This window comes from Nocardiopsis sp. iso_186, assembly GCF_056173365.1.
In genome coordinates this window covers 4,161,353-4,181,304 of record NZ_CM149670.1, presented here as the reverse complement: position 1 = coordinate 4,181,304, position 19,952 = coordinate 4,161,353, and the positions used below count along the sequence as shown (strand labels likewise).

Genomic DNA, 19,952 nt, shown 5'->3' with positions numbered 1-19,952 from the left:
TGTCCGGCAACAAGGAAAGTACCGCTACGAGGAGAGGTGGCCCCACAGTGACCAGGCCTATCGAAGTCCACAAAGTCGCGATCGAGAGCGTGACGGACGCATCCGGTCTCGCTCGGCTGATCGACGACGGAGTGTTCGCCGCCGACGACGTGCTCGCGGTGATCGGCAAGACCGAGGGAAACGGCGGAGTCAACGACTACACCCGCATCCTCGCCGATCGGGCGTTCAGAGAGGTCCTGGTCGCCAAGGGGACTCGCACCGACGACCAGGCACAAGAGGTGCCGCTGGTCTGGTCCGGTGGAACGGACGGGGTGATCTCCCCGCACGCCACGGTCTTCGCCTACGCCCCCCAGGGCCGTTACACGCCCACCGACGAGCCCAGGGTCACCGTCGGCGTCGCCATGAGCGAGCAGATCCTGCCCGAGGACATCGGCCGGCCCGCGATGGTCGCCAAGGTCGCCGAGGGCGTACGCGCCGCGATGAAGACCGCCGGGATCACCGATCCCGCCGATGTGCACTACGTCCAGACCAAGACGCCGCTCCTGGTGCTGGAGACGATCAACGACGCGAAGTCCCGTGGGCACTCGGTGTTCACCGAGGACACCCTCAAGTCCATGGATGTCTCCAACTCCACGACCGCGCTGGGCATCGCGGTGGCGCTCGGGGAGATCGAGGAGCCCGCGGCCGAGCAGATTCACGCCGACCTGTCCCTCTACTCCTCGGTCGCCTCCTGCTCCTCCGGTGTCGAACTGGACCGGGCCCAAATCGTGGTCGTCGGCAACGCACGGGGCATCGGCGGTCGTTTCCGCGTAGGACACAGCGTTATGCGCGACGCCCTCGACGCCGACGGCGTGTGGGGGGCGATCCGCTCGGCGGGCCTCGAACTCCCCGAACGCCCGCACTCCAGCGATCTCGGCAGCGCTTTGGTCAATGTGTTCCTCAAGTGTGAGGCCGATCCCACCGGCCGGGTGCGTGGGCGCCGCAACATCATGCTCGACGACAGCGACGTGCACTGGCACCGCCAGATCAAGGCGACTGTCGGCGGGGTCACCGCTGCGGTCACCGGCGACCCCGCGGTCTTCGTCTCGGTTGCGGCCGTTCACCAGGGCCCCTCCGGTGGTGGGCCCGTTGCAGCGGTTGTGGACCTGGGCGAGTGACCCCCGGTTTACACTGAACTGAATTCACTGCCCTCTGGTGGTCATCACCGGGGGGCAGTCCTATGCGGCGGCGAGCGAAAGAGCACACCGTATCTATGCAATTGCATGGGAGCTGGGTAGTGTCGAGGGAATCCCCGGCTGAATTCACGGAACAGGTATTGCCGTGAATAAACGGCACTACCATGGCTGAGGCTCATCTCAAATGGCAGGGAGAGAGTCCAACGTGGCCCATGAGGTCGGCGCACAGGAGAAAATCACATACGGTCGCAACGACAGGTTCACGGGTGGCCCCGTCGGTGGGGGGCGCTTCTGGATCGATGAAGACGGTCGCGCCACGGCGCGCCTCGGCGGCCCCGGCGAATGGCGGGGAATGATCCAAGTTTGTACGGGAGAGACCTTTACGGTGGGCGGTCAGCTTTGGCGTGTTGAGGACATCGTCAACGCGGACAATCCCGGCGCCTATTTGGTCGTCACGCGTGTGGGCTGATCAGGCCCGATTTCGAGCCCTATCCCGCTTCCGGGACGGGGCTCGTTGTCTTTTCGGTGGGGGCGGTCGGGAGCCGGTGCCGGTGCTGAATGTATGCCGCTCCGTCTTCCCCGTTGACTATCCGGCACAATACGCCCTGAAGCCGAGTGTTTTTCACGTTTCTCTGTCCTTTGCCCCGGCTCGGGCCCGACCCCGATAGGACCCCGTGCAACTCCTGATCGACGTCTTCATGCCCCTGGCGCTCGCTGTCGTCATGTTCGGTCTGGGACTGAGCCTGGCCGTCAACGACTTCCGCCGGGTCGTGCGCTACCCCCGTGCCGTTCTGGTCGCGCTGTTGTGTCAACTGCTCCTCCTGCCCGGCGTCTGCCTGGGCCTGGTACTGCTGTTCGACCTTCCCGGGCCGCTGGCGGTAGGGATGATGCTGTTGGCGGCCTCTCCCGGAGGAACTGCCGCCAACCTCTACAGTCATCTGTTCCGTGGCGATGTCGCCCTCAACGTCACGCTTACCGCGATCAATTCGGTGATATCGGTGATCACGCTGCCCTTCGTGGTCAATCTTTCGCTGGCCTACTTCCTCAGCGATTCCGGTTCGCTGGGGTTGCAGTTCGACAAAGTGGTCCAGGTCTTCGCGGTAGTCCTGGTCCCCGTCGCGGCAGGCATGGCCGTCCGGGCGCGATTCCCCTCCTTTGCCCGAGGGATGGACCGTCCGGTCAAAATCGCCTCGATCGTCGTGCTGGTAACGGTCACTCTCGGCGCCATGCTTGCCGAGGCCGGCAACCTCGCCACCTACTTCGCCTCGGTGGGGGCGGTCGCCGGACTGTTCTGTCTCATCAGTCTCAGCGTCGGCTACCTCGTGCCGCGCCTGTTCAGGATCGCGCCGTCGCAGGCAACCGCGTCGGCCATGGAGATCGGGCTGCACAACAACACGATCGCGATCACCGTGGGCGCTTCGCTGTTGGGGGACATTCAGCTGGCGGTACCCGCCGCCGTCTACGGTGTCCTCGCTTTCGTCATCGCCGCGCTCTTCGGGGCTTTCCTCGCCAGGTCGAGGGGCGGCGAGAGGATCGAAGCCGCGGCGCAGAGCGGTTGATCCACGCGCTACCCGTGTGGATCAAGCGAACCAGGACCCGGGGCCCGGATGCTTGGGCCCCGGGGCCCAAGTAGGGCCAGGGCCGATTGAGCCCGTTTGGGCCTGTCCAGCCCGAGTGCGTACCAGAAACAATGCTTTGTGTGAGCGGAAGGGCCCCCGGAGTCACCAAGCCGGGGGACTCTCCCCAGCGTCCGTGTGCGCACCCACTCCGCTCCATGTGCGCGCGCTGGACACGGACGCGTCCGGTTGGCGCCTTCGATCGGGCCGCAGCTCCTGCCAGGTGCGATGAGCTGTCGGTTCGGGGGCACCGAAGGCGCCAGCCGGCGCGGGGGAGCGGTCCCGCGCCCGTTTCGCCGCCCAGTGCGAAGCGAGCGGTCGCCGGCATCCCGGCTCGACGGGCGCTTTTCCTGTGTGCAGCGCCTGTGCGCTCATGCCCGGCTCGCCGGGCGTGTCTGCGGGCGACGGCGAAGCGCTGACCGATGGCGCCGCCGATAATCGTCAGCGACGATGTCGGCCTGATCGATGCCCGGCACGTTGAGGAGGCATCCAGCCGTCGCCCCTGATGGGGATGGCTCGCGCGTCCTGGGGTTCGATCTTCAAACTGAACCCGGAGACGCGGTCCCAGGCACCCGGTTCGGGGCCGATGGCGTTCACGCAGGCTGCGATGTGATCAGAGCGGCTGGTCGAGCGCGAAGGAAAACTCCGTTTCGACGATCGGGATCGTGGCGTCCCACAGGGTCGAGGCGGCCTCCGGCTTGCGCGCGGCCCGTGAGGACGTGCGCACCGTGGGGTAGCCCCGCACACAACGGCTCTGGTGCCTCTGGGAGTGCTCGTCTCCGTTTCGGACATCCCTGAACGAGGGCCGTATTCCACGCGCGGCCGATCGGTTTACCGGATTCGGTAAGAATCTCACCGACGGCCGTAGCCGGACAGCGGACATGTTGCCCCAGGTTGCTGTCGGGTGAATGTGCTTCAATTCGACTGGGCCACCTCGAGTCCCTTGATCGTGCGCGAAGCTGAGTGCATTCCGTAGCGGAGTTCTGACGGGCCGAATTGAGACATCTTGGTGACCAAAAACCGGAGATCTCTCGCTTTTCTCCCACTATGTTCGGTTCCGGCGAAGTGGTTTCCCCGATTCGCCTACCGCGTACGTCCGGGCTGTGTCGGTTGTGCCGGTCCGTGAGTGCTCCGTCCGGTTCGTCAGACACCGACACCCGCCATGTCATCCCCCTTTTCGGCAGACCTTCGATCCTTCGGCGTCGGTTTTCTCCCCGCTGCGGATCCGAATCGTCCTGCCCCGGTGCCTCGCAGAGGCCACAGAACACTCAAGGAGTGTCCCCAATGGCTCAGTCCACGACTTTCCACCGCGTCCTGCGCGGGGGAGCGGCCTTCGTCGCACTCGGTGCGGTCGGGCTCGCCGCAGCGGCTCCCGCGGCGGCGGAGCCGGAGTGGGAGGGCTACGCTGCCAGCTCCCTGGCAGAGGCGTTCATCAGCGGTGAGACGGGCTACTATTCCGGCATCGTCGGTTTCGTGGAGACCTGGGACGGCAGCGCCAGCTCCGACCAGTCCAATGTTTACGGCTCGCTCACGCCCTTCCTCAAGGTCGCGGGTACCACCACGGTCAACGTCAACGCGTCAACGGCCTCCGCAACCTCGTCGGTGCGCAGCGCGAGACTCACCATGACCGTCGAAGACCTCTTCACACTCCAGGAGCAGGAGCCCGACGAGGCCGACGACGAGGGTGTGCTTGCCGAGGCGGAGCCGCCCCCCGCGCCCTCCACCACTCCGGCCCCAGATGCGCCCCCCGCGCCCGACGACACCGACACCGGTGCCGAGGCCCCGCCCGTCGAGCCCACCGAGGAGGCGACCCCGCCCGCGGAGGAACTCCCCGAGGCAGGCGAAGGCAGCGACGAGGTCCCCGTCGAAGAAGAGACGCCCGAGATCGCCCCCGTGCTCCTGTTGGACTCCGGTAGCACCACCCTGGTCTCCGGGGACGCCAACACCGTTGTGAACATCGCCTTCACCGGGGTGGAGTCCGCGGCCACCGTTACCGCCGGTGGTGACCACGAGGCGACCCTGGAGTACGGGACGGCCACCGCTTTCGGCCAGGAGCCCGGATCCGACGGGGTCGTGACCAGCACTGTCAACGTTGACGGGGAGAAGGTTCCGATCAAGGTCCAGTTCTTCTCCTGGGCCGACAGCGATCAGGAGTGGGCCACCTCGACGCTGGGCGCCGAGATCCACCTCGGCGGCGAGCACGTGGGTGAGCTCTACATCGGCTCCTCGGTGTCGGTGGGAGAGGAGGTCGGCGAGGGCGGTCCCGGTAGCGGCAGCACCGGTCCCGGCAAAGGCGGCGGCACGGGCGACAACGAGCAGCCCAGCGGTGCCATCAAGGACAAGGTGGACAAGGACAAGGTGGACAACGCCCTGCCCACCACCGGATCCTCGCTGGGCGGCCTGATCGCGGCCGGTTCGGCACTGGTGCTCGGCGGCGGCGGTGCCGCGCTGTACTTCGCCCGTCGTAAGAAGTCCACCGCTTCGGTGGAGGCCACCCAGGCGTAGGGCTTCGGCCTTCACGGCCTGAGGCAGCGCCGGTTCCGGGCCCGGGGGACACTCCTCCGGGCCCGTCGCCGTTTTCGCCGATGTGCCGCTCGTACGGCCAGGCCAGACCGTGAGTCGTCGCGAAGCCATTAGGTTCGGGGCATGGGTATTCGGCACATCGCGCTGTTTCGTTGGAACGAGGGCGTCTCGCCAGAGCAGGTCGAGAGGGTGGGGGCCGTACTGGGCACGCTGCCCGGCGTCATTGCGGAGTTGAAGGGGTACGGGTTCGGTCCGGACCTGGGAATAGGGTCGGGGAACTACGATTTCGCCGTGGTCGCCGATGTCGAGACGGAACAGGACTTCCTCGCCTACCAGCGGCATCCCGAGCATCAGGCGGCGCTGGCCGTCATCAGGCCGCTTCTCGCCGACCGCGCTGCCGTGCAGTTCGGTATCGAACTCTAGGCGGGCCGGCCCGGCTTTCCGGGTGGTGCCACCGCTGCTCTTCCGGGCCCTCGATCGGATCGGCGTTCGGCAGGACCGGTGGCATCTGCACAGGAAAAGCGCGGAGAGGACGGCCCCCGGCCCCTGCACCGTTTCGGGACCGGATGAAGACCTGCCCGCTCGACCGCACCATCCAAGGCGTCGTCGGTGGTCGATGTCCACCGGTGGGCGGGGCGGGGACACCCCCACCCACGCCCACCGTGTTTCGCTAGACGGCTACGCGGCCGGTGTGCGGTTCGGCAGCACTCAGCAGGTGGACGGAGTTGTCACGGCCGTCCTCAAGAAGGTCGTAGGCGTCTTCGGGGATACCGAACCCCATCACCGAGCCGATACCGCCTGCCAGTGCTGCGGTTGCGAGCAGTGCGGCGACGCGGGTGGAGGGAAAACGGTCGAACATCGGTCATCTCCTGGGCGAGGTGGAAACCAGTCTCGTTTGATTACTCTGTGTAGTTTAACTGTAGCCCAGGGTGTCGAATTGGGTGTTGTGCAGATGATGGTCGGCCGGTCCGTGTCAGCATGGAATCGGTGGAACAGGGAAGGTCGGCACCCGTGGGCCGCAAGCCCCTCACCCCTGGCGAACGGGAGCCTGGCATGCCGCAGTCGAACGAATCGAACGATTATCGGACCGGGGAAGTCGGCCGTAGGCGGAGCTGGTACGGAGCCAAGAAACACGTCAAGACGCTGCTGGGCTGGCGACTGCCCAACCTTGCGATGCGTGGAGCGGTCGGTGTTGTCGCCCCGCAACTGCGCGCAACGGGTCGGCTGCCTGCTCCGGCCGCGATCGGCGAGGTCACCGGAAAGGTCGCGGACGCGGAGTACGTGATGCTCGCTCCGGCCCGCTGTGTGATCGCCAAGGAGCTCTACTGGGGGCAGGGGAGGCGACCCCAGCCTGCTGACGACCTCGCCGTCCAGGTGTTCGCGGCGGCCGCCCGAAAAGCAGGAGCGCTGCTCGACGTGGGTGCCTACACCGGGCTGTTCACCCTCGTGGGGACCGCCGTCAACCCCGATCTGCGCGCACACGCCTTCGAGCTCGTGCCCGAGGTCTACCGGGCCCTGTTCGACAATGCTGTGCGCAACCGGGTACTGCACCGTGTCACGCTGCACCACACCGGTGTCGGAGATCCCACCGCCCAGGTCACGATGCCTGCTGCGTCCGGTGACTCTGCCCTGCCCTGTTTCTATTCGAGCGAACTGGAGTTCGCCGACGGCGTCCCGGTGCGGGTGGTCGCCCTCGACGAGTTCACCGACCAGGTGCCCCATGGAAGCCCGGTGCTGATGAAGGTGGACGTCGAAGGGACGGAGACGACAGTCTTCGAGCACGGTGAACGTTTCCTTGCCGCCCACCACCCCGACATCCTGTGCGAGGTGCTCCCCGACGCGGACTGCGCACGGCTGCGCGCCCTACTGGAACCGTACGGCTACCGTTTCCACCTGGTCGGTGAGCGCGCGCTTGCTCCGGCAGGGGAACTGGCGGCGCACCCGAGGTTTCGGGATTGGTACTTCACCACGCGCACACCCGCCGCACTGGCCGAGATCGGTATCCCTGTCGCCGCCGGTGCCGACCGCGTGGCCGGCACCAGTCCGGTCGGCTGAACGGAAGGGTCAGGCCTGCGCAGACTCCAGGTGCTTGAGCGCCTCGCGCAGGGACAGCCCCGACATCCTGTCCCCGTGCTCGGCGGTGAACTTCAGTACCGAGCCGGGGTCGGTTTTGGCGTGCTCACGAAGGGCTCGGCCGATCGCCTTCCTGACGAAGAGATCGGGGTGTCCGATGCTGGGCTCGATGCTCGCGAACAGCAAATCGGTGTCGGTCTGTTCCCGCGATCCCAACTGGCACAGGATCGCGGCGCGACGCAGCCACGGATCGGTTCCCAGGGACCAGCTGCCGACCAGAGGCCGCAATTCCAAGGGGTGGGCGCGCAGAAGCGGTCCCACCCTGCGGGGGGCGATCACGTCCACGTAGTCCCACCACGCGCCCGCCACCACTAGATCCTCGTACAAGTTGACGACGGCCGGGGTCTGGTGGCCCGAGTAGAGCGGATGGCCGGTCAGTTCCACGGCCGCGTAGCGTTCCTCCCGGTGCGAGGCCACGCGCCACAGGGTGCGGACGGTGTCCTCCCAGTTCCCCGCCCCATGGATCGGGTGGGCAGTGAACACGTCCGCGAACACCGACCGTCGTGAAGAGGCGCGCACCCCGTGGAAAGGCAGATCCGACCGTGCGTGCTGTTGCATCGGACCGGCATCGGAGGGGTCGGCCGCCGACCGCAATCGCTCGCGGACGGCGGCGATCAATCCCAAGTGTGCGGTCATACGCCACATTATGTCGGCCCCGCCGCAGGTCACAGGCTGGGCGCGCCCGGTTGCCCGTCCGTGCCGATGCCGTCGAACAGCACCGTCATGAAATGGGCCGCGAGGTCGGACGTGCCGAGTGGGCCATCTGGCCGATACCAACGAACCGTCACCCAGATGGTGTCGCGGATCATCCGGTAGGTCAGCTTGGCGTCCGCGCCTTCGCGGAAGGCGCCACTGGCCCGACCCGCCACGATGACGTCCAGCCAAAGCTCCTCGATCTCCTTCTCGGAGCGGTCCAGATACGCGAAGCGTGGAAACTGCCGGAGGTACTGCCAGTCGTTCTGTACGACGGTGATCGCGGCCCGGTGCGGTTCGATGGAGGCGTAGGCGACCGTGATCAACCGGGCCAGTAACTCGCGAGAGGTGCCGCCCGCAGCGATCGCCGCACGGTAGTCCCGCAGCAACTCCTCCAGGTAGGAGGACAGGATCTCGTCCACAATCGATTCCTTGGAATCGAAGTGGTGGTACAGGCTTCCGGAAAGGATTCCGGCCTTGTCAGCGATTTCGCGTACGGTCGTGGCTTGGAAGCCCTTCCGGGCGAACAGTTCGGCGGCCAGTCGCACGAGTGAGCCGCGACGTTGCGACACGAGCGGTGCCGAACCGCTCTGGCGACGGCCGTGCCCGCGCTGGCCGGTAGCCGCCGGACCCGCCCGATTTTCGTCACCGTGGGTAACGGAAACGTCGTCGCTGCTGGTATTCACGTCCCTCATTACGGGCGACCTGTCCAATCGCTTGTCAGGTTCGGCGGTCCCTGTCCTCGGACATCGGTGCCCCGCGCCCGCTCACTTCAACAGCTGCGACATTTCCTGCACAGTGGGGCAGGGCCAACGCAGCATGCAGCAGTTGCACCGACGCATCGCCGCCGCGGGGGCGCTGGAGATTCCGCCGGCATCACGGGGGCGATGCAGGTCCAACAAGGTCAGACAGAACTCGGCAAGGGCACTGACCTCCTGGCGGGCGCTGGCGTGAAACGAAGTGTCGGTGCGTCGTGTCGGCGCCTCTGTGCCAGAGGGGGAGAAGGGCTCGATGAGCTCGGGTCTCCAGGTGACGGCCGTGGCGGCGCGCTCGCGCACCCCCTCCAGGTACATTCGCAGTCGCTCGTGCTCATCGAGCCGTCCTGTTTCCGACGTGTACATGTCAATGGACATCGATGTGTTTCCCCCGACCGGAACTCTGGGCTACCCCGGACGATAATCGCGATCAAGCGTACACAGAAAGTAGCCGATGATCGTTTTCGGTCGCGGGAGAGAATGCGGTGTGCCGTGAGGTCCCGGCGCGCCGCGAATTGACTCAGGGTAGCGGGTTCTTCTTTCGCGCGAGCCCACCCACGGTTTCGGACCGGCGAACTGGCCGAGCGCGCATTGGCACAAGGGGCCGCCTGAGACCTATCGCCCCAGCAAGCGGCCCCTGCCTGCTGGGGCGATAACCGAACTCGGAAAAAACGCGCGGGTCGTCCCGGGGGCTTGGGACGACCCGCGCTCCACTGCCGGCGGGAAGGGGGCTTCGTCGCTCAGAGTGGTTCTTCGGGGGGTATGCGGTACAGACCTCGGTCAGCAGCCGCCACTACAACTGCACGAGCCACCGCTCTGACAACCGCAACTGCAACCAGAACCGCAACTGCAACCGCTGCGGGCATTCGGGTCGGACGTGGTCATGGTTCCTCCTCGAAATCCTGGTTCCGGTAGCCGCGTGAGCGCCGAGAACGCGTCTGCCCATTACGACAACTGGGTTTCCCAGCGGGCAAGATCACCAATCGCATTGGCCGGATTCGGCAACCCGGTCACGTCGGGGTTTAGGAATTCCGCAGGTGAGAATGCGTGGAACTCAAGCGAAGAAACCGGACACGACAGCAGGGCGGCGCAGCATTCGGTAGAGCCAGATCTGCCCTATCGCCATGACCGGAAGAACGGGTACGACCATCGTCAACGCCTCTGGACCGGCCGCCGGCACGGTCGTTCGATGCCCACCGCAACCAGGAACGGGGGCCGGCCCCAAGGCCAACGCCGACGTGTCTCGACCAGCGTGGCCCCGAAGCCCCCGTCGTCACCGCCAACGCCCCGCTCAGGACGGGCCAGTACGCACAGGGCCGTCCCGGCGCCGCCCACACCCCATCGGGCGTTACCCCGCCCTTGGCCGGACGTATTCCAGCAGCACTCCGCCCAACAGGAGACAGGCGCCCACGGTGCCGATCGGGCTGAGCGTCTCGCCCAGCAGTGCGATCGACAACAGGGTCGCCGTCAACGGCTCCAGCACCGCAGCCAGTGCCGCAGCCGTGGCCGGAGCCTTGCGCAGACCACCGAAGTAGGCCAGGTAGGCCAGCGCGGTGGGGGCCGCTCCCATGTAGAGCAGCACGCCCAGCGACAGCGGAGTCGGGGTGAAGGCCATGCCCGTGACCAGCCCCGCGGGCAGCAGCATCAGGCCCCCGGCCAGGCAGCCCAGCGCGGTGATGCCCAGTGGGTCGAGTCCCGGAACCGGGAGACGGTTGAGCAAGGTCAGTGCGGAGAATCCCGCGCCTGCGGCGAGTGCGAACCCGGCCCCCAAGACGGTATCGGTGCCGCTCCCGGACCCTCCGGGGGACTGGACCAGCAGCGCCAGCCCCACAACCCCGCAGCCCACCGCACCCAGCAGTGCGGGCCCGGGGGCGCGTCGCTCCAGCACCGTGGTCGCCGCCGTGACGAACACAGGCACGCTGCCGATGGTGATCAGCGTGGCCAGGCTCACCGAGGTGAACGAGATCGACATGAAGTACGCGGCTTGGAACAGGGCCAGCAGCACTCCGGCGCCAAGCACCCTGCGCAGGGCGGCTCCTGAGCGTGGCACCTGTCGCAACCGGCCCATGAGCAAGAGCGCGAGGGTGGCCAGCGCGCCGCCGACCAGCAGCCGGTAGGACGCGGTGGCCAGCGGCTGGACATCGGTGAACGCTTGCAGGGTCGCACCCGCGAGACCACCGGTCCCCCAGAGCACTCCTGCCGCTGTCAGAAGAAACAGGCCCTGTTTACCGGCAGCGGTACCAGGCACCGTGGAAACGGAATCGGACATGAAGAAAACACCCGTTGACGGAGGAAAAGAATGTCGTCGTGGGGCGTCGTTGATCGTCGGACCGCCTCGCAGGCGGCCCCCGTACAAGCGCCCCTAGTGGGCGTGCGGCGGGGGAGTGACGAAGCGTCCGGCCTGGTGCGTCATGCCGATGAATTTAGCGCACTGCGCACCCGCTTCTTCCGGCAGGTCCGGTGAACGCCTGGTGCCCGTCCCCGTTCCTCGGGGGCCGCCGATGCGCAACCGGACGGACACCGCACCCGATCAGGTGCGCGGTGTCTTCGTGGAAAGTAGAGACGTGGACCAGCGGCTGTACGGGGCGAAGGGGACGACGACGAGCCGTACGACCGCGCCCCCTCCGATGAGCGGCCCGGGGCGAAGACATGCCTGTCATCGTCGCGCGATACCGTGCGACTCAGGAAAAGCACTGGTCGGCCGGGTTGCGAGTCGGTTCCGGTGAGCCACCGCTAGGGAAGCGACCCAGTACTGATGAACCTGCCGTATCCCGGCCGCCCCTCCGGGCCCAGCGACCACGTGCACGACCAGCTCCTGCACCTCCCCTTCCCTGCCGCCGCACCCCGGCTGAGGATTCTTCTCACCGGTGACGCCACCGCCATGGGGACCGACAAACTGGCCTACTCCGTCAATCCCGAGTTGACCGCACTCCTGGTGTACCGAACCGGCCCCGGCAACTACGCAGGCGTTGTCCTGGACAAGCGGCACGCCCAGGTGTGGGGACGTACCAAACAGGACCTGTGGTTCACCGCGCTGGCCAACATGGCCCACGACCGGTTCCAGGGCTACACCCTGACCAGCGGTGCCGATACCGACGTCCACGTCGTCAGCGGCATCGACTGGCCCGGCACCGCGCACGTGATGCGGCTCCCCGATCTGGTCCGCGCACCCCTGCCCTTCGGTGCGGTGGTGATGCTTCCGGACAGCAACACGATGATCTACGCGGTACTGCGCAGCCGGCGGTCCCTGCCGATGCTCCCCTTCCTGCACCAGACCTTCCGTCCGCTCGCCGCAAGCGCACCGCCGGTCAGCGACCAACTCCTCTGGTGGAGGGACGGCCGGGTCAGCGGGATGTCCGCCCGGCCCACTCCCGACGGGGGCGTGCAGATCAGGCACTCACCCGAATTCAGTCGGCTGATCGACCACGAGCTTTCGCCTTGATCGTGTCCCGTATCCGCTCACCCGGACGCGATCAGCGCCCGCTCGACCGCGGCTGCCACATGCAATCGGGTAGTCGGAAAGACCGGGACCGGGCTGTCCCCGGCGCCGATGAGCAGTTCGATCTCGGTGCACCCCAGGATCGCCCCTTCCGCGCCGTCGGTCACCAACCTCTCGATGACGCCGCGGTACTGCTGTCGTGAGGAGGCCAGGACCCGGCCGACGCACAGTTCCTCGTAGATGATCCGGTGCACCAGGGCCCGGTCCTCGGCGGACGGAACACGGATGTCGAGACCGTGCGAGGCGAGGCGGTCCCGGTAGAAGGACTGCTCCATCGTGAACGCCGTGCCCAGCAGCCCCACGGTGCGCACACCGGCGGCGAGCACGGCTGCCGCCGTCGCGTCGGCCAGGTGGATCAGGGGAATGCCCACCGCCGCCTCGACCTCGGCGGCGACCCGGTGCATGGTGTTGGTGCACAGCAACAGGAGATCGGCCCCCGCTGCCTCGACGCGCTGGGCGGCCTCGGCGAGGAGCAGCCCCGCCTTCGCCCACTCACCCGCCGATTGCAGCCGCTCGACCTCGGCGAAGTCGAGGGACACCAGCACACAGCGAGCCGAATGCAGTCCACCGAGCCGCTCGCGGACCATCTCGTTGGCCAACCGGTAGTACTGGGCGCTGCTCTCCCAGCTCATTCCGCCAAGCATTCCGATCGTGAGCATCCCGTTCCCTATCTGCGCAGTGGCCGCTCAGCGACCGAAGACGTCCTGTGGCGGAGCAGGAGAATCGTGCGCACCCGAATCGTGCACCGGGTGCGCACCCGCGGCGAACCGCTCCAATTCACCGTCGCACAGCAGGCGTGCCATGTCCGGGTCGCGGTGGGCGCGTCGGGTCAGCTCTTCCACCGGTAGGGCACGGTCGGACGCGACCAGGACCAGATTGCCGAACCGGCGGCCCCGCAGCACCGACGGCTCCGCGACCAGCGCGACGTGTGCGAATGCCTCACCGAGGGTGGCGACCTGCGCCCGCGCATGGGAGAGGGAGTGCCCGTCGCCCACGTTCACCGCGTACACGCCGCCTGCGCGCAGCACCCTGGCGGCGTCGGACGCGAACTCCACCGAAGTGAGGTGCGCCGGGGTGCGTGCTCCGGCGAAGACGTCACAGACGACCAGGTCGGCCGACGCGTCACGGCGGGCTGCCAGCCAGGCGCGCGCATCACCTGTGCCTACCCGTAGGTCGGTGCGTCGATCCCATGGGAGATCGCGCCGTACCAATTCGATCAGCGCGGGGTCGATGTCCACGGCGCGCTGACGCGATCCCGGGCGGGTCGCCGACACGTAGCGGGCCAACGTCAGGCCCCCCGCCCCCAGATGGAACGCTTCGATGGGGGTGCGCTCGGGAGCGGCGAGGTCCGCGACATGGCCCAGCCGACGTACGTATTCGAAATCCAAGTACGTGGGATCGGCCAGGTCCACGTGCGACTGAGGAGTGCCTCCGACCACCAGAACCCAGGAGTCGGGACGTTCGTTGTCGCGCAGCAGTTCCATCGCCGGCTGTTCAGCGCTTTCGGTGCCGCGCCTGCCCATCCGTGTTCACCCCGTCGCTCTCGTTGCCTTGGACCGAGCGGCCCAGAGCCACGTTAGACGCACCGTCGCGGCACCGCGGCGGGGGACCTGTCAGTCTCGCGCCACACCGAGGGTGAGATAAGCGAAGCCCAGGGAGTCGCGATGGCCGCGCAGCCATGCATTGCGCAGCAGGTCCGTTTGGGCGCGTACGTGATCGGCCTCGGGACGGTCCCCGTGTTCCAAGAGCCATTCCTCCCGGTCGGAGAGGAACCCCGACTGGAAGTGCTCCCATTCGTCGTCGTCCGCGGTCTCGATCCACAACGGGCGAAACCCCGCTGCGATCGCCTGGTCCACGAGTCCGGGCAGGTCAGTGTACTCGTCGGTGGAAAAGTCGGGCCACAATGCCGCGATCTCCTCGGTGCCGGGCGGGCGGCGCCAGAAGCACTCGCCGAACAGGACCCGTCCTCCTGGGCCGACGGCCCCGCGCAACGCCCGCAACGCTGCCTCGGAGTCGGCACGAGGAGCGGTGTCGTCAGCAAAGGCATGACTGGCCCCGACGGAGACCACGAGGTCCACGGGAGCACGCCGGAAACCGGCCGGCCCTGCGCTGAACACCACCCGGTCGGACAGGCCACGGGCTGCGGCGTTGGCTCGGCCCCGGCCGAGCAGTTCGGTGTCGGTGTCAATCCCGGTCCCGGTTGCTCCAGGGGTGCGCTCCAGGATCCGCAGGAGCAGTTCGCCCCAGCCGCAGCCCAGGTCGGCCACGGTGGTGGGGGAGCTTTCCGCCAGCCGTCGCGCGATCGCGTCGGCCCGCCGGCCGGACAACGGGGAGTTGAAGTCGAGCCGGGAGAAGCGCCTGGGCGCAGGGAGAGCGGTCATGGCCAGGCAGGCTAATGGTTCGTCCGGCGGAATCCGTCTGGTTTTCTGCGCCGACCCGTCATCGAGGCCCCTGCTGGGCGCCGTCCACGAGCCTCGGTGGAGAGCGCTAGCCTGGGAACACCTTCCGCGACCGTCATATGAGTCGTGGCCCCGAACGCTTTTCAGCGGAGCTTTTCCGCGCCCTATCAAGGAGTGGCCGTGCTACTGCGGATGTCGAACCTGTTCCTGCGCACCCTGCGTGAGAACCCGGCGGACGCCGAGGTGCCCAGCCACCAGCTCCTGGTCCGCGGCGGCTTCGTGCGCCGGGCGGCGCCGGGCGTCTACTCCTGGCTGCCCCTGGGCAAGATCGTCCTGGACAACGTGGCCTCGGTGGTCCGCGAGGAGATGAATCGGATCGGCGGGCAGGAGGTCCTTCTCCCCGCGCTGCTTCCCCGCGAGTACTACGAGGCCACCAACCGCTGGACCGAGTACGGCGACAACCTCTTCCGTCTCGTCAACCGCAAAGGGGCCGACTACCTGCTCGGCCCCACCCACGAGGAACTGTTCACCCTTCTGGTGAAGGGCGAGTACACCTCGTACAAGGACTTCCCGGTCGTGCTCTACCAGATCCAGGAGAAGTTCCGGGACGAGGCCCGGCCCCGCGCCGGAATCCTGCGTGGCCGGGAGTTCCACATGAAGGACTCCTACTCCTTCGACATCGACGACGAGGGGCTCCAGGCTTCCTACGACGCCCACCGCGCCGCCTACATCCGGATCTTCGACCGGCTGGGCCTGGAGTACGTGGTCGTCAAGGCGACCTCCGGCGCAATGGGAGGCTCGGCCTCCGAGGAGTTCCTCGCGGTCGCGCCCAGCGGCGAGGACACGTTCGTGCGCAGCACCGAGTCCGGTTACGCTGCCAACGTCGAGGCCGTCGTCACCCCCGCGCCCCCAGCCCGCGCGATCGAGGGTCTGCCTGAGGCGCAGGTGCACGACACCCCGAACACCCCCACGATCCAAACTCTGGTGGACTTCTTCAACGCGGCGGGCCTGGGCAGGGAGTTCACCGCAGCCGACACCCTCAAGAACGTCCTGCTCAAGATCCGCAGGCCCGGTGAGGCGGAGTGGGAGATCATCGGCGTCGGCATCCCCGGCGACCGCGAGGTTGACATGAAGCGGATCGAGGCGTCCCTGGAGCCCGCCGAGGTCGAACTCCTCGACGCGGCCGACTTCGCAGCCAACCCCTTCCTCGTCAAGGGGTACATCGGTCCCCGCGCCCTGCTCGACAACAAGCTGCGTTACTTCGTCAACCCGCGCGTCGTGTCGGGAAGCTCCTGGGTCACCGGCGCCGACCAGCAGGGGCGCCATGTCGTCAACCTCGTGTGCGGCCGCGACTTCACCCCTGACGCGACCATCGAGGCAGCCGAGGTCCGCGAGGGCGACGCCTCACCCGACGGCCGGGGAACCCTGATCGCTGCGCGCGGCATCGAGATCGGGCATGTCTTCCAGCTGGGGCGCAAGTACGCCGACGCGTTCTCCCTCGACGCGCTGGGACCCGACGGCAAGCCCAAGCGCGTCACCATGGGGTCCTACGGCATCGGGGTCTCCCGTGCGGTGGCCGCGATCGTCGAGCAGTCCCACGACGACAAGGGAATCGTCTGGCCGCGGGCCATCGCGCCCGCCGACGTGCACGTGGTCGGCACCGGCAAGGGGGAGCAGATCGAGGTCGCGCTTCGCCTGGCCGAGGAACTCCAGGCCAGGGGGGTCCGGGTACTCGTGGACGACCGCAAGGGTGTCTCGCCCGGGGTCAAGTTCACCGACGCCGAACTGCTGGGTATCCCCACCTGCGTGATCGTGGGCAAGGGACTGGCTGGGGGAGTGGTCGAGCTCCGCGACCGCGCCACCGGTGAGCGGTCGGAGGTGGCCCTGGACACGGTCGTCAACACGGTCGCCGGCATCGTCGGCGGCGTGTAGCCGGGCATGGATTGCCCACACGTTCGGCGGGTGCGGCGCGATTGCGGTCAGCGCGGCGCACCCGCCACGGTGGTTTCTCCCGCTGCCGGGGCCGGGTCAGAGCTCCTCGCCGGGAAAACCCGGGAAGGGGCCCAGCGGGAGTGCGAGTGCCGCCCTGCTCAGAGCGGTCTGTCGCAGGGAGCGTCCGGCCAGGTCGCGTAGTTCCGGGTCGGTGCACCCCGCCAACTCCAGATATGCCTGGGCGGCGACCTGCTCCAGCAGGTCGGCGTGGTTGACCAGTGAATCCTCGTCGGTGTCGTCGGGCAGCGCGTATGCTGCCGCCCCGGCCACCGGCTCCGCAGCACGCTCCACCAGCGCTGTGCGCACTGCGTCGCGCTGTGCGCGGTGAGCGTTGAACCTTTCCCGGAAGGCTTCCTCGAAGCGCTCCGACGCCTGTGCTCCCAAGTAGGAGTAGCCGTAGACCGCCGCGTGCTCCGCATGCAGCGCGTCCTGTAGGGAGTTGACTCCCGGAAGTTCGCTGCCTGTCGGGTCCGGACTCGGTGGGGTGGTACTCATCGGTTGGGTCCCAGGATCAAGTAGGCGTGGGATGCTTCGCACGCGCCGATGCTGGCCAGCAATTGGGCCAGGGCGGGGTCAAAGACCTCGGTCAGTTGACGCATCCGGTTCGTTGACGCTGCCTGCTCGGCCACACCGATCCGCGTCACGTCCTCGTCGGGTTCGGCTTCTGGGCCGGGTCCACGGCTCGGTTCTGTCGGAAGTACCGTCTCAGCCGACTCGGGCAGTCGTTCCACCAGGGCCGCACGATGCCGCTCGTGGCGCTTCAGGCAGTCGCCGAGAAATCCTGTCTCGTCCTCGTCGAGAGAGCGGATCAACGCCTGATACCGGGCGATGAGTGTTTCCTCCTCCGCGATAGCCGACCGCAGCAGGTGTTCGTCGGGGGAGATCTCATGCGGATACCAGCGCGTGCCCTGGCAGCCGCAGGCACCCAGCGTGGCCACGAGCGCGCCTGCGAAGACCGTTCGGCGGCTGACTGCGTCCTGGCGCAACAGGGGCCTCCTCGATGGTGGTGGGCGGGGATTCGGCCGGCGCTCACCGGCTGGGCCGCACCATCTTTCCACGGTGGGCGCCTCTCCTGCGCGTGTCGGAGGAGGGGCCGACCCGTCCGGTGGCGCCTCCTCGCGCTGCTGATTTGCGCCACCCGGTCCGGGAAACAATGCCGGGATATCCGCTGACTGTGGATACTCTTGGATCAAACCGCCGCTCGTATGGGCGAGTGGACGACTACGTGCACAGCTGGACCGCCCCGCCGTCGCTACCGACGCGGGACGGAATTCGCCGAGGAGGACCACCAATGGGCGCGCAGGCTCGCCATGACCGTCTCGCGCAGCTGCTGGAACCCGTGCTCGCCGAAGTCGGCCTTGACCTGGAGACCTTAGAGGTCACTCCTGTCGGCAAACGGCGCCTGATCCGGGTGGTGGTCGACTCCGACAACGGGGTCAACCTCGATGTCGTCGGCGAAGTCAGCCAGACGATCTCCAGCACGCTTGACGCGACTGATGTCATGGGGCAGGCTCCGTACGTACTTGAGGTGACCTCACCCGGTGTGGACCGGCCGCTCACGGAGCCTCGACACTGGCGGCGCGCACGGGGACGCCTTGTTCATGCTTCCCTCGCAGCCGGTGGAGAGGTACGGGGACGAGTGACGCTCGCCGATGAATCGGGTGTCACCTTGGACGTCGATGGTCAGAGCCAGGAGTACGCCTTCTCTGACCTGGGGCGCGGCAAGGTCCAGGTTGAATTCCGTCACGAGGACGACGACGCGGCGGACTAGAGGGGGAGCCCCGTGGATATCGATATGAGTGTCCTGCGCAGTCTGGAGCGCGAAAAGGACATCTCGGTGGACCTCGTCGTCAAGGCGATCGAGGACGCGCTGTTGATCGCGTACCACCGTCAAGAGGGGCCTGACACCCCTGCCCGAGTGGAGCTGAGCCCCAGCGGTCATGTGACCGTGTGGGCCGAGGAGCGCGACGAGGAGAACCAGTTCGTACGTGAGTACGACGCGACCCCGTCGAACTTCGGCCGGATCGCCACTTCCACCGCGAAGCAGGTCATCCTGCAACGTCTGCGCGACGCCGAGGACGAGCTCACCCTGGGCGAGTTCGCCGGGCGTGAGTACGAGGTGGTCTCCGGCATCATCCAGCAGGGCAAGGACCCGCGCAACGTGCTGGTCAACCTCGGCAAGATCGAGGCGATCCTGCCCCCGCAGGAGCAGGTCCCCAGCGAGACCTATACTCACGGCGACCGGTTGCGCGCCTATGTGGTGCAGGTGCGCAAGGGGCATCGCGGCCCTTCGGTCACACTGTCGCGCACGCACCCCAACCTGGTGCGCAAGCTCTTCCAGCTAGAGGTCCCCGAGATTGCCGACGGCACCGTCGAGATCGCGGCGATCGCACGCGAGGCCGGACACCGTACGAAGATGGCGGTCAAGTCCAACAAGTCCGGCGTCAACGCCAAGGGAGCCTGTATCGGTCCCCTCGGCAGTCGGGTACGCAACGTCATGGCCGAGCTCCACGGCGAGAAGATCGACATCGTCAACTACTCCGACGACCCTGCGCAGTTCGTCGGCAACGCGCTCTCGCCTGCTCGTGTGACGCACGTCGAGGTCCTTGACGCCGCGGCTCGGGTTGCCCGCGTCACGGTGCCCGACTACCAGCAGTCGCTGGCCATCGGCAAGGAAGGGCAGAATGCCCGCCTCGCCGCCCGCCTCACGGGATGGCGCATCGACATCCGCTCCGACGCCGAGCTCGCGGCGAGTTCGGTCGAGGGAGACCGTGCCCTTGCCGACGGAGAGAACGACCGCGCCGCTGGTTCCAGTGACACACCGGCGCGCTAGACTGGAGTCAGTCGATCAGGTGGCCCCCGTGCGCATGTGCGTGGGCTGCCGATCGCGAGCAGCCCAGTCCGATCTCGTTCGGCTGGCCCTGGACGAAGACGTTATCGTCTGCGACCTGGCCAACCGGATGCCTGGCCGAGGCGCCTATTTGCACTCCGACCAGCAGTGTTGGGAGTTGGCGCAGCGGCGCCGGGTGTGGCCGCGGGCCTTCCGTGCCGAGCGTGGCCTCGACACCTCGCGTGTCGCCGCGCACTTCACCGCGGTTTAAATGGTTCGAGCCGGTCGAGGTTCTGGATTATGGTTGGAATGATCACGCCGCCTGTTCGGTTGTAAC

General features: G+C 67.4%; 21 protein-coding genes. 11 read left to right on the top strand and 10 right to left on the bottom strand.

What is annotated here, in order from left to right; genetic code table 11:
• Window positions 1-47: 47 nt before the first annotated feature.
• The 5 genes from bar (at window position 48) to AC0VYP_RS18375 (ending at window position 5,737) form a co-directional block, all read left to right on the top strand.
• On the top strand, window positions 48-1,157 hold the full coding sequence (gene bar / locus AC0VYP_RS18395; RefSeq protein WP_285757313.1) for a barbiturase: 1,110 nt from the start codon (window positions 48-50) through the stop codon (window positions 1,155-1,157).
• Window positions 1,158-1,380: 223 nt separating this feature from the next.
• Window positions 1,381-1,644 carry a DUF6406 domain-containing protein gene (locus AC0VYP_RS18390; RefSeq protein WP_475470910.1) on the top strand — a complete coding sequence of 88 codons (264 nt, stop codon included), beginning with the start codon at window positions 1,381-1,383 and terminating at the stop codon, window positions 1,642-1,644.
• 205 nt (window positions 1,645-1,849) lie between these two features.
• On the top strand, window positions 1,850-2,734 hold the full coding sequence (locus AC0VYP_RS18385) for a bile acid:sodium symporter family protein (RefSeq protein WP_475470908.1): 885 nt from the start codon (window positions 1,850-1,852) through the stop codon (window positions 2,732-2,734).
• 1,341 nt (window positions 2,735-4,075) lie between these two features.
• Window positions 4,076-5,296, top strand: coding sequence for an LPXTG cell wall anchor domain-containing protein (locus AC0VYP_RS18380; RefSeq protein WP_475470906.1), 1,221 nt, complete (start codon window positions 4,076-4,078; stop codon window positions 5,294-5,296).
• A gap of 141 nt (window positions 5,297-5,437) precedes the next feature.
• On the top strand, window positions 5,438-5,737 hold the full coding sequence (locus tag AC0VYP_RS18375) for a Dabb family protein (protein ID WP_285757308.1): 300 nt from the start codon (window positions 5,438-5,440) through the stop codon (window positions 5,735-5,737).
• Between the two features lie 247 nt (window positions 5,738-5,984).
• On the opposite strand, the gene AC0VYP_RS18370 is transcribed toward AC0VYP_RS18375, so the two are convergent.
• On the bottom strand, window positions 5,985-6,173 hold the full coding sequence (locus AC0VYP_RS18370; RefSeq protein ID WP_285757307.1) for a hypothetical protein: 189 nt from the start codon (window positions 6,171-6,173) through the stop codon (window positions 5,985-5,987).
• A 194-nt stretch (window positions 6,174-6,367) separates the two neighbouring features.
• Between AC0VYP_RS18370 and AC0VYP_RS18365 the strand changes: the two genes are divergently transcribed.
• Window positions 6,368-7,369, top strand: coding sequence for an FkbM family methyltransferase (locus tag AC0VYP_RS18365; RefSeq protein ID WP_285757306.1), 1,002 nt, complete (start codon window positions 6,368-6,370; stop codon window positions 7,367-7,369).
• A gap of 9 nt (window positions 7,370-7,378) precedes the next feature.
• On the opposite strand, the gene AC0VYP_RS18360 is transcribed toward AC0VYP_RS18365, so the two are convergent.
• The 4 genes from AC0VYP_RS18360 to AC0VYP_RS18345 form a co-directional block, all read right to left on the bottom strand.
• Window positions 7,379-8,083 carry a DNA alkylation repair protein gene (locus AC0VYP_RS18360; protein ID WP_475470904.1) on the bottom strand — a complete coding sequence of 235 codons (705 nt, stop codon included), beginning with the start codon at window positions 8,081-8,083 and terminating at the stop codon, window positions 7,379-7,381.
• Window positions 8,084-8,112: 29 nt separating this feature from the next.
• Complete coding sequence (locus AC0VYP_RS18355) at window positions 8,113-8,826, bottom strand: TetR/AcrR family transcriptional regulator (RefSeq protein ID WP_475470903.1); 714 nt, start codon at window positions 8,824-8,826, stop codon at window positions 8,113-8,115.
• Between the two features lie 81 nt (window positions 8,827-8,907).
• Entirely contained in the window at window positions 8,908-9,273 is a 366-nt protein-coding gene (locus AC0VYP_RS18350; protein WP_285757303.1) for a hypothetical protein, read from the bottom strand.
• A 970-nt stretch (window positions 9,274-10,243) separates the two neighbouring features.
• Entirely contained in the window at window positions 10,244-11,164 is a 921-nt protein-coding gene (locus AC0VYP_RS18345) for a DMT family transporter (RefSeq protein WP_285757302.1), read from the bottom strand.
• Window positions 11,165-11,650: 486 nt separating this feature from the next.
• On the opposite strand from AC0VYP_RS18345, the gene AC0VYP_RS18340 reads away from it, so the two are divergent.
• A complete protein-coding gene (locus AC0VYP_RS18340) occupies window positions 11,651-12,337 on the top strand; it encodes a hypothetical protein (RefSeq protein WP_285757301.1) in 687 nt (228 codons plus the stop codon).
• Between the two features lie 17 nt (window positions 12,338-12,354).
• Here the strand turns inward: AC0VYP_RS18340 and AC0VYP_RS18335 are convergent, their stop codons facing one another.
• From AC0VYP_RS18335 to AC0VYP_RS18325, 3 genes are all read right to left on the bottom strand, one after another.
• Window positions 12,355-13,053: an aspartate/glutamate racemase family protein gene (locus AC0VYP_RS18335; protein WP_285757300.1), complete on the bottom strand. Its 699-nt coding sequence runs from the start codon at window positions 13,051-13,053 to the stop codon at window positions 12,355-12,357.
• A gap of 27 nt (window positions 13,054-13,080) precedes the next feature.
• The gene (locus tag AC0VYP_RS18330) at window positions 13,081-13,917 is read right to left on the bottom strand and encodes a spermidine synthase (RefSeq protein ID WP_285757299.1); all 837 of its coding nucleotides are present in this window, start codon (window positions 13,915-13,917) and stop codon (window positions 13,081-13,083) included.
• A 90-nt stretch (window positions 13,918-14,007) separates the two neighbouring features.
• A complete protein-coding gene (locus AC0VYP_RS18325; protein WP_285757298.1) occupies window positions 14,008-14,775 on the bottom strand; it encodes an SAM-dependent methyltransferase in 768 nt (255 codons plus the stop codon).
• 198 nt (window positions 14,776-14,973) lie between these two features.
• Between AC0VYP_RS18325 and AC0VYP_RS18320 the strand changes: the two genes are divergently transcribed.
• The gene (locus AC0VYP_RS18320) at window positions 14,974-16,725 is read left to right on the top strand and encodes a proline--tRNA ligase (RefSeq protein WP_475470901.1); all 1,752 of its coding nucleotides are present in this window, start codon (window positions 14,974-14,976) and stop codon (window positions 16,723-16,725) included.
• A gap of 96 nt (window positions 16,726-16,821) precedes the next feature.
• Here AC0VYP_RS18320 and AC0VYP_RS18315 read toward each other — a convergent pair whose 3' ends face one another.
• Entirely contained in the window at window positions 16,822-17,280 is a 459-nt protein-coding gene (locus AC0VYP_RS18315; protein WP_475470899.1) for a ferritin-like domain-containing protein, read from the bottom strand.
• A complete protein-coding gene (locus AC0VYP_RS18310; protein WP_285757295.1) occupies window positions 17,277-17,771 on the bottom strand; it encodes a hypothetical protein in 495 nt (164 codons plus the stop codon). Before AC0VYP_RS18310 ends, AC0VYP_RS18315 begins: the two co-directional genes overlap by 4 nt.
• A gap of 305 nt (window positions 17,772-18,076) precedes the next feature.
• Between AC0VYP_RS18310 and rimP the strand changes: the two genes are divergently transcribed.
• From rimP to AC0VYP_RS18295, 3 genes are read left to right on the top strand one after another with little or no spacing between them, the layout of a single operon-like run.
• Window positions 18,077-18,556, top strand: coding sequence for a ribosome maturation factor RimP (gene rimP / locus AC0VYP_RS18305; protein ID WP_475470897.1), 480 nt, complete (start codon window positions 18,077-18,079; stop codon window positions 18,554-18,556).
• Window positions 18,557-18,580: 24 nt separating this feature from the next.
• Window positions 18,581-19,618: a transcription termination factor NusA gene (gene nusA, locus AC0VYP_RS18300; RefSeq protein ID WP_475474288.1), complete on the top strand. Its 1,038-nt coding sequence runs from the start codon at window positions 18,581-18,583 to the stop codon at window positions 19,616-19,618.
• Window positions 19,619-19,652: 34 nt separating this feature from the next.
• A complete protein-coding gene (locus AC0VYP_RS18295; RefSeq protein WP_285757890.1) occupies window positions 19,653-19,886 on the top strand; it encodes a YlxR family protein in 234 nt (77 codons plus the stop codon).
• The last annotated feature ends 66 nt before the right edge of the window (window positions 19,887-19,952 follow it).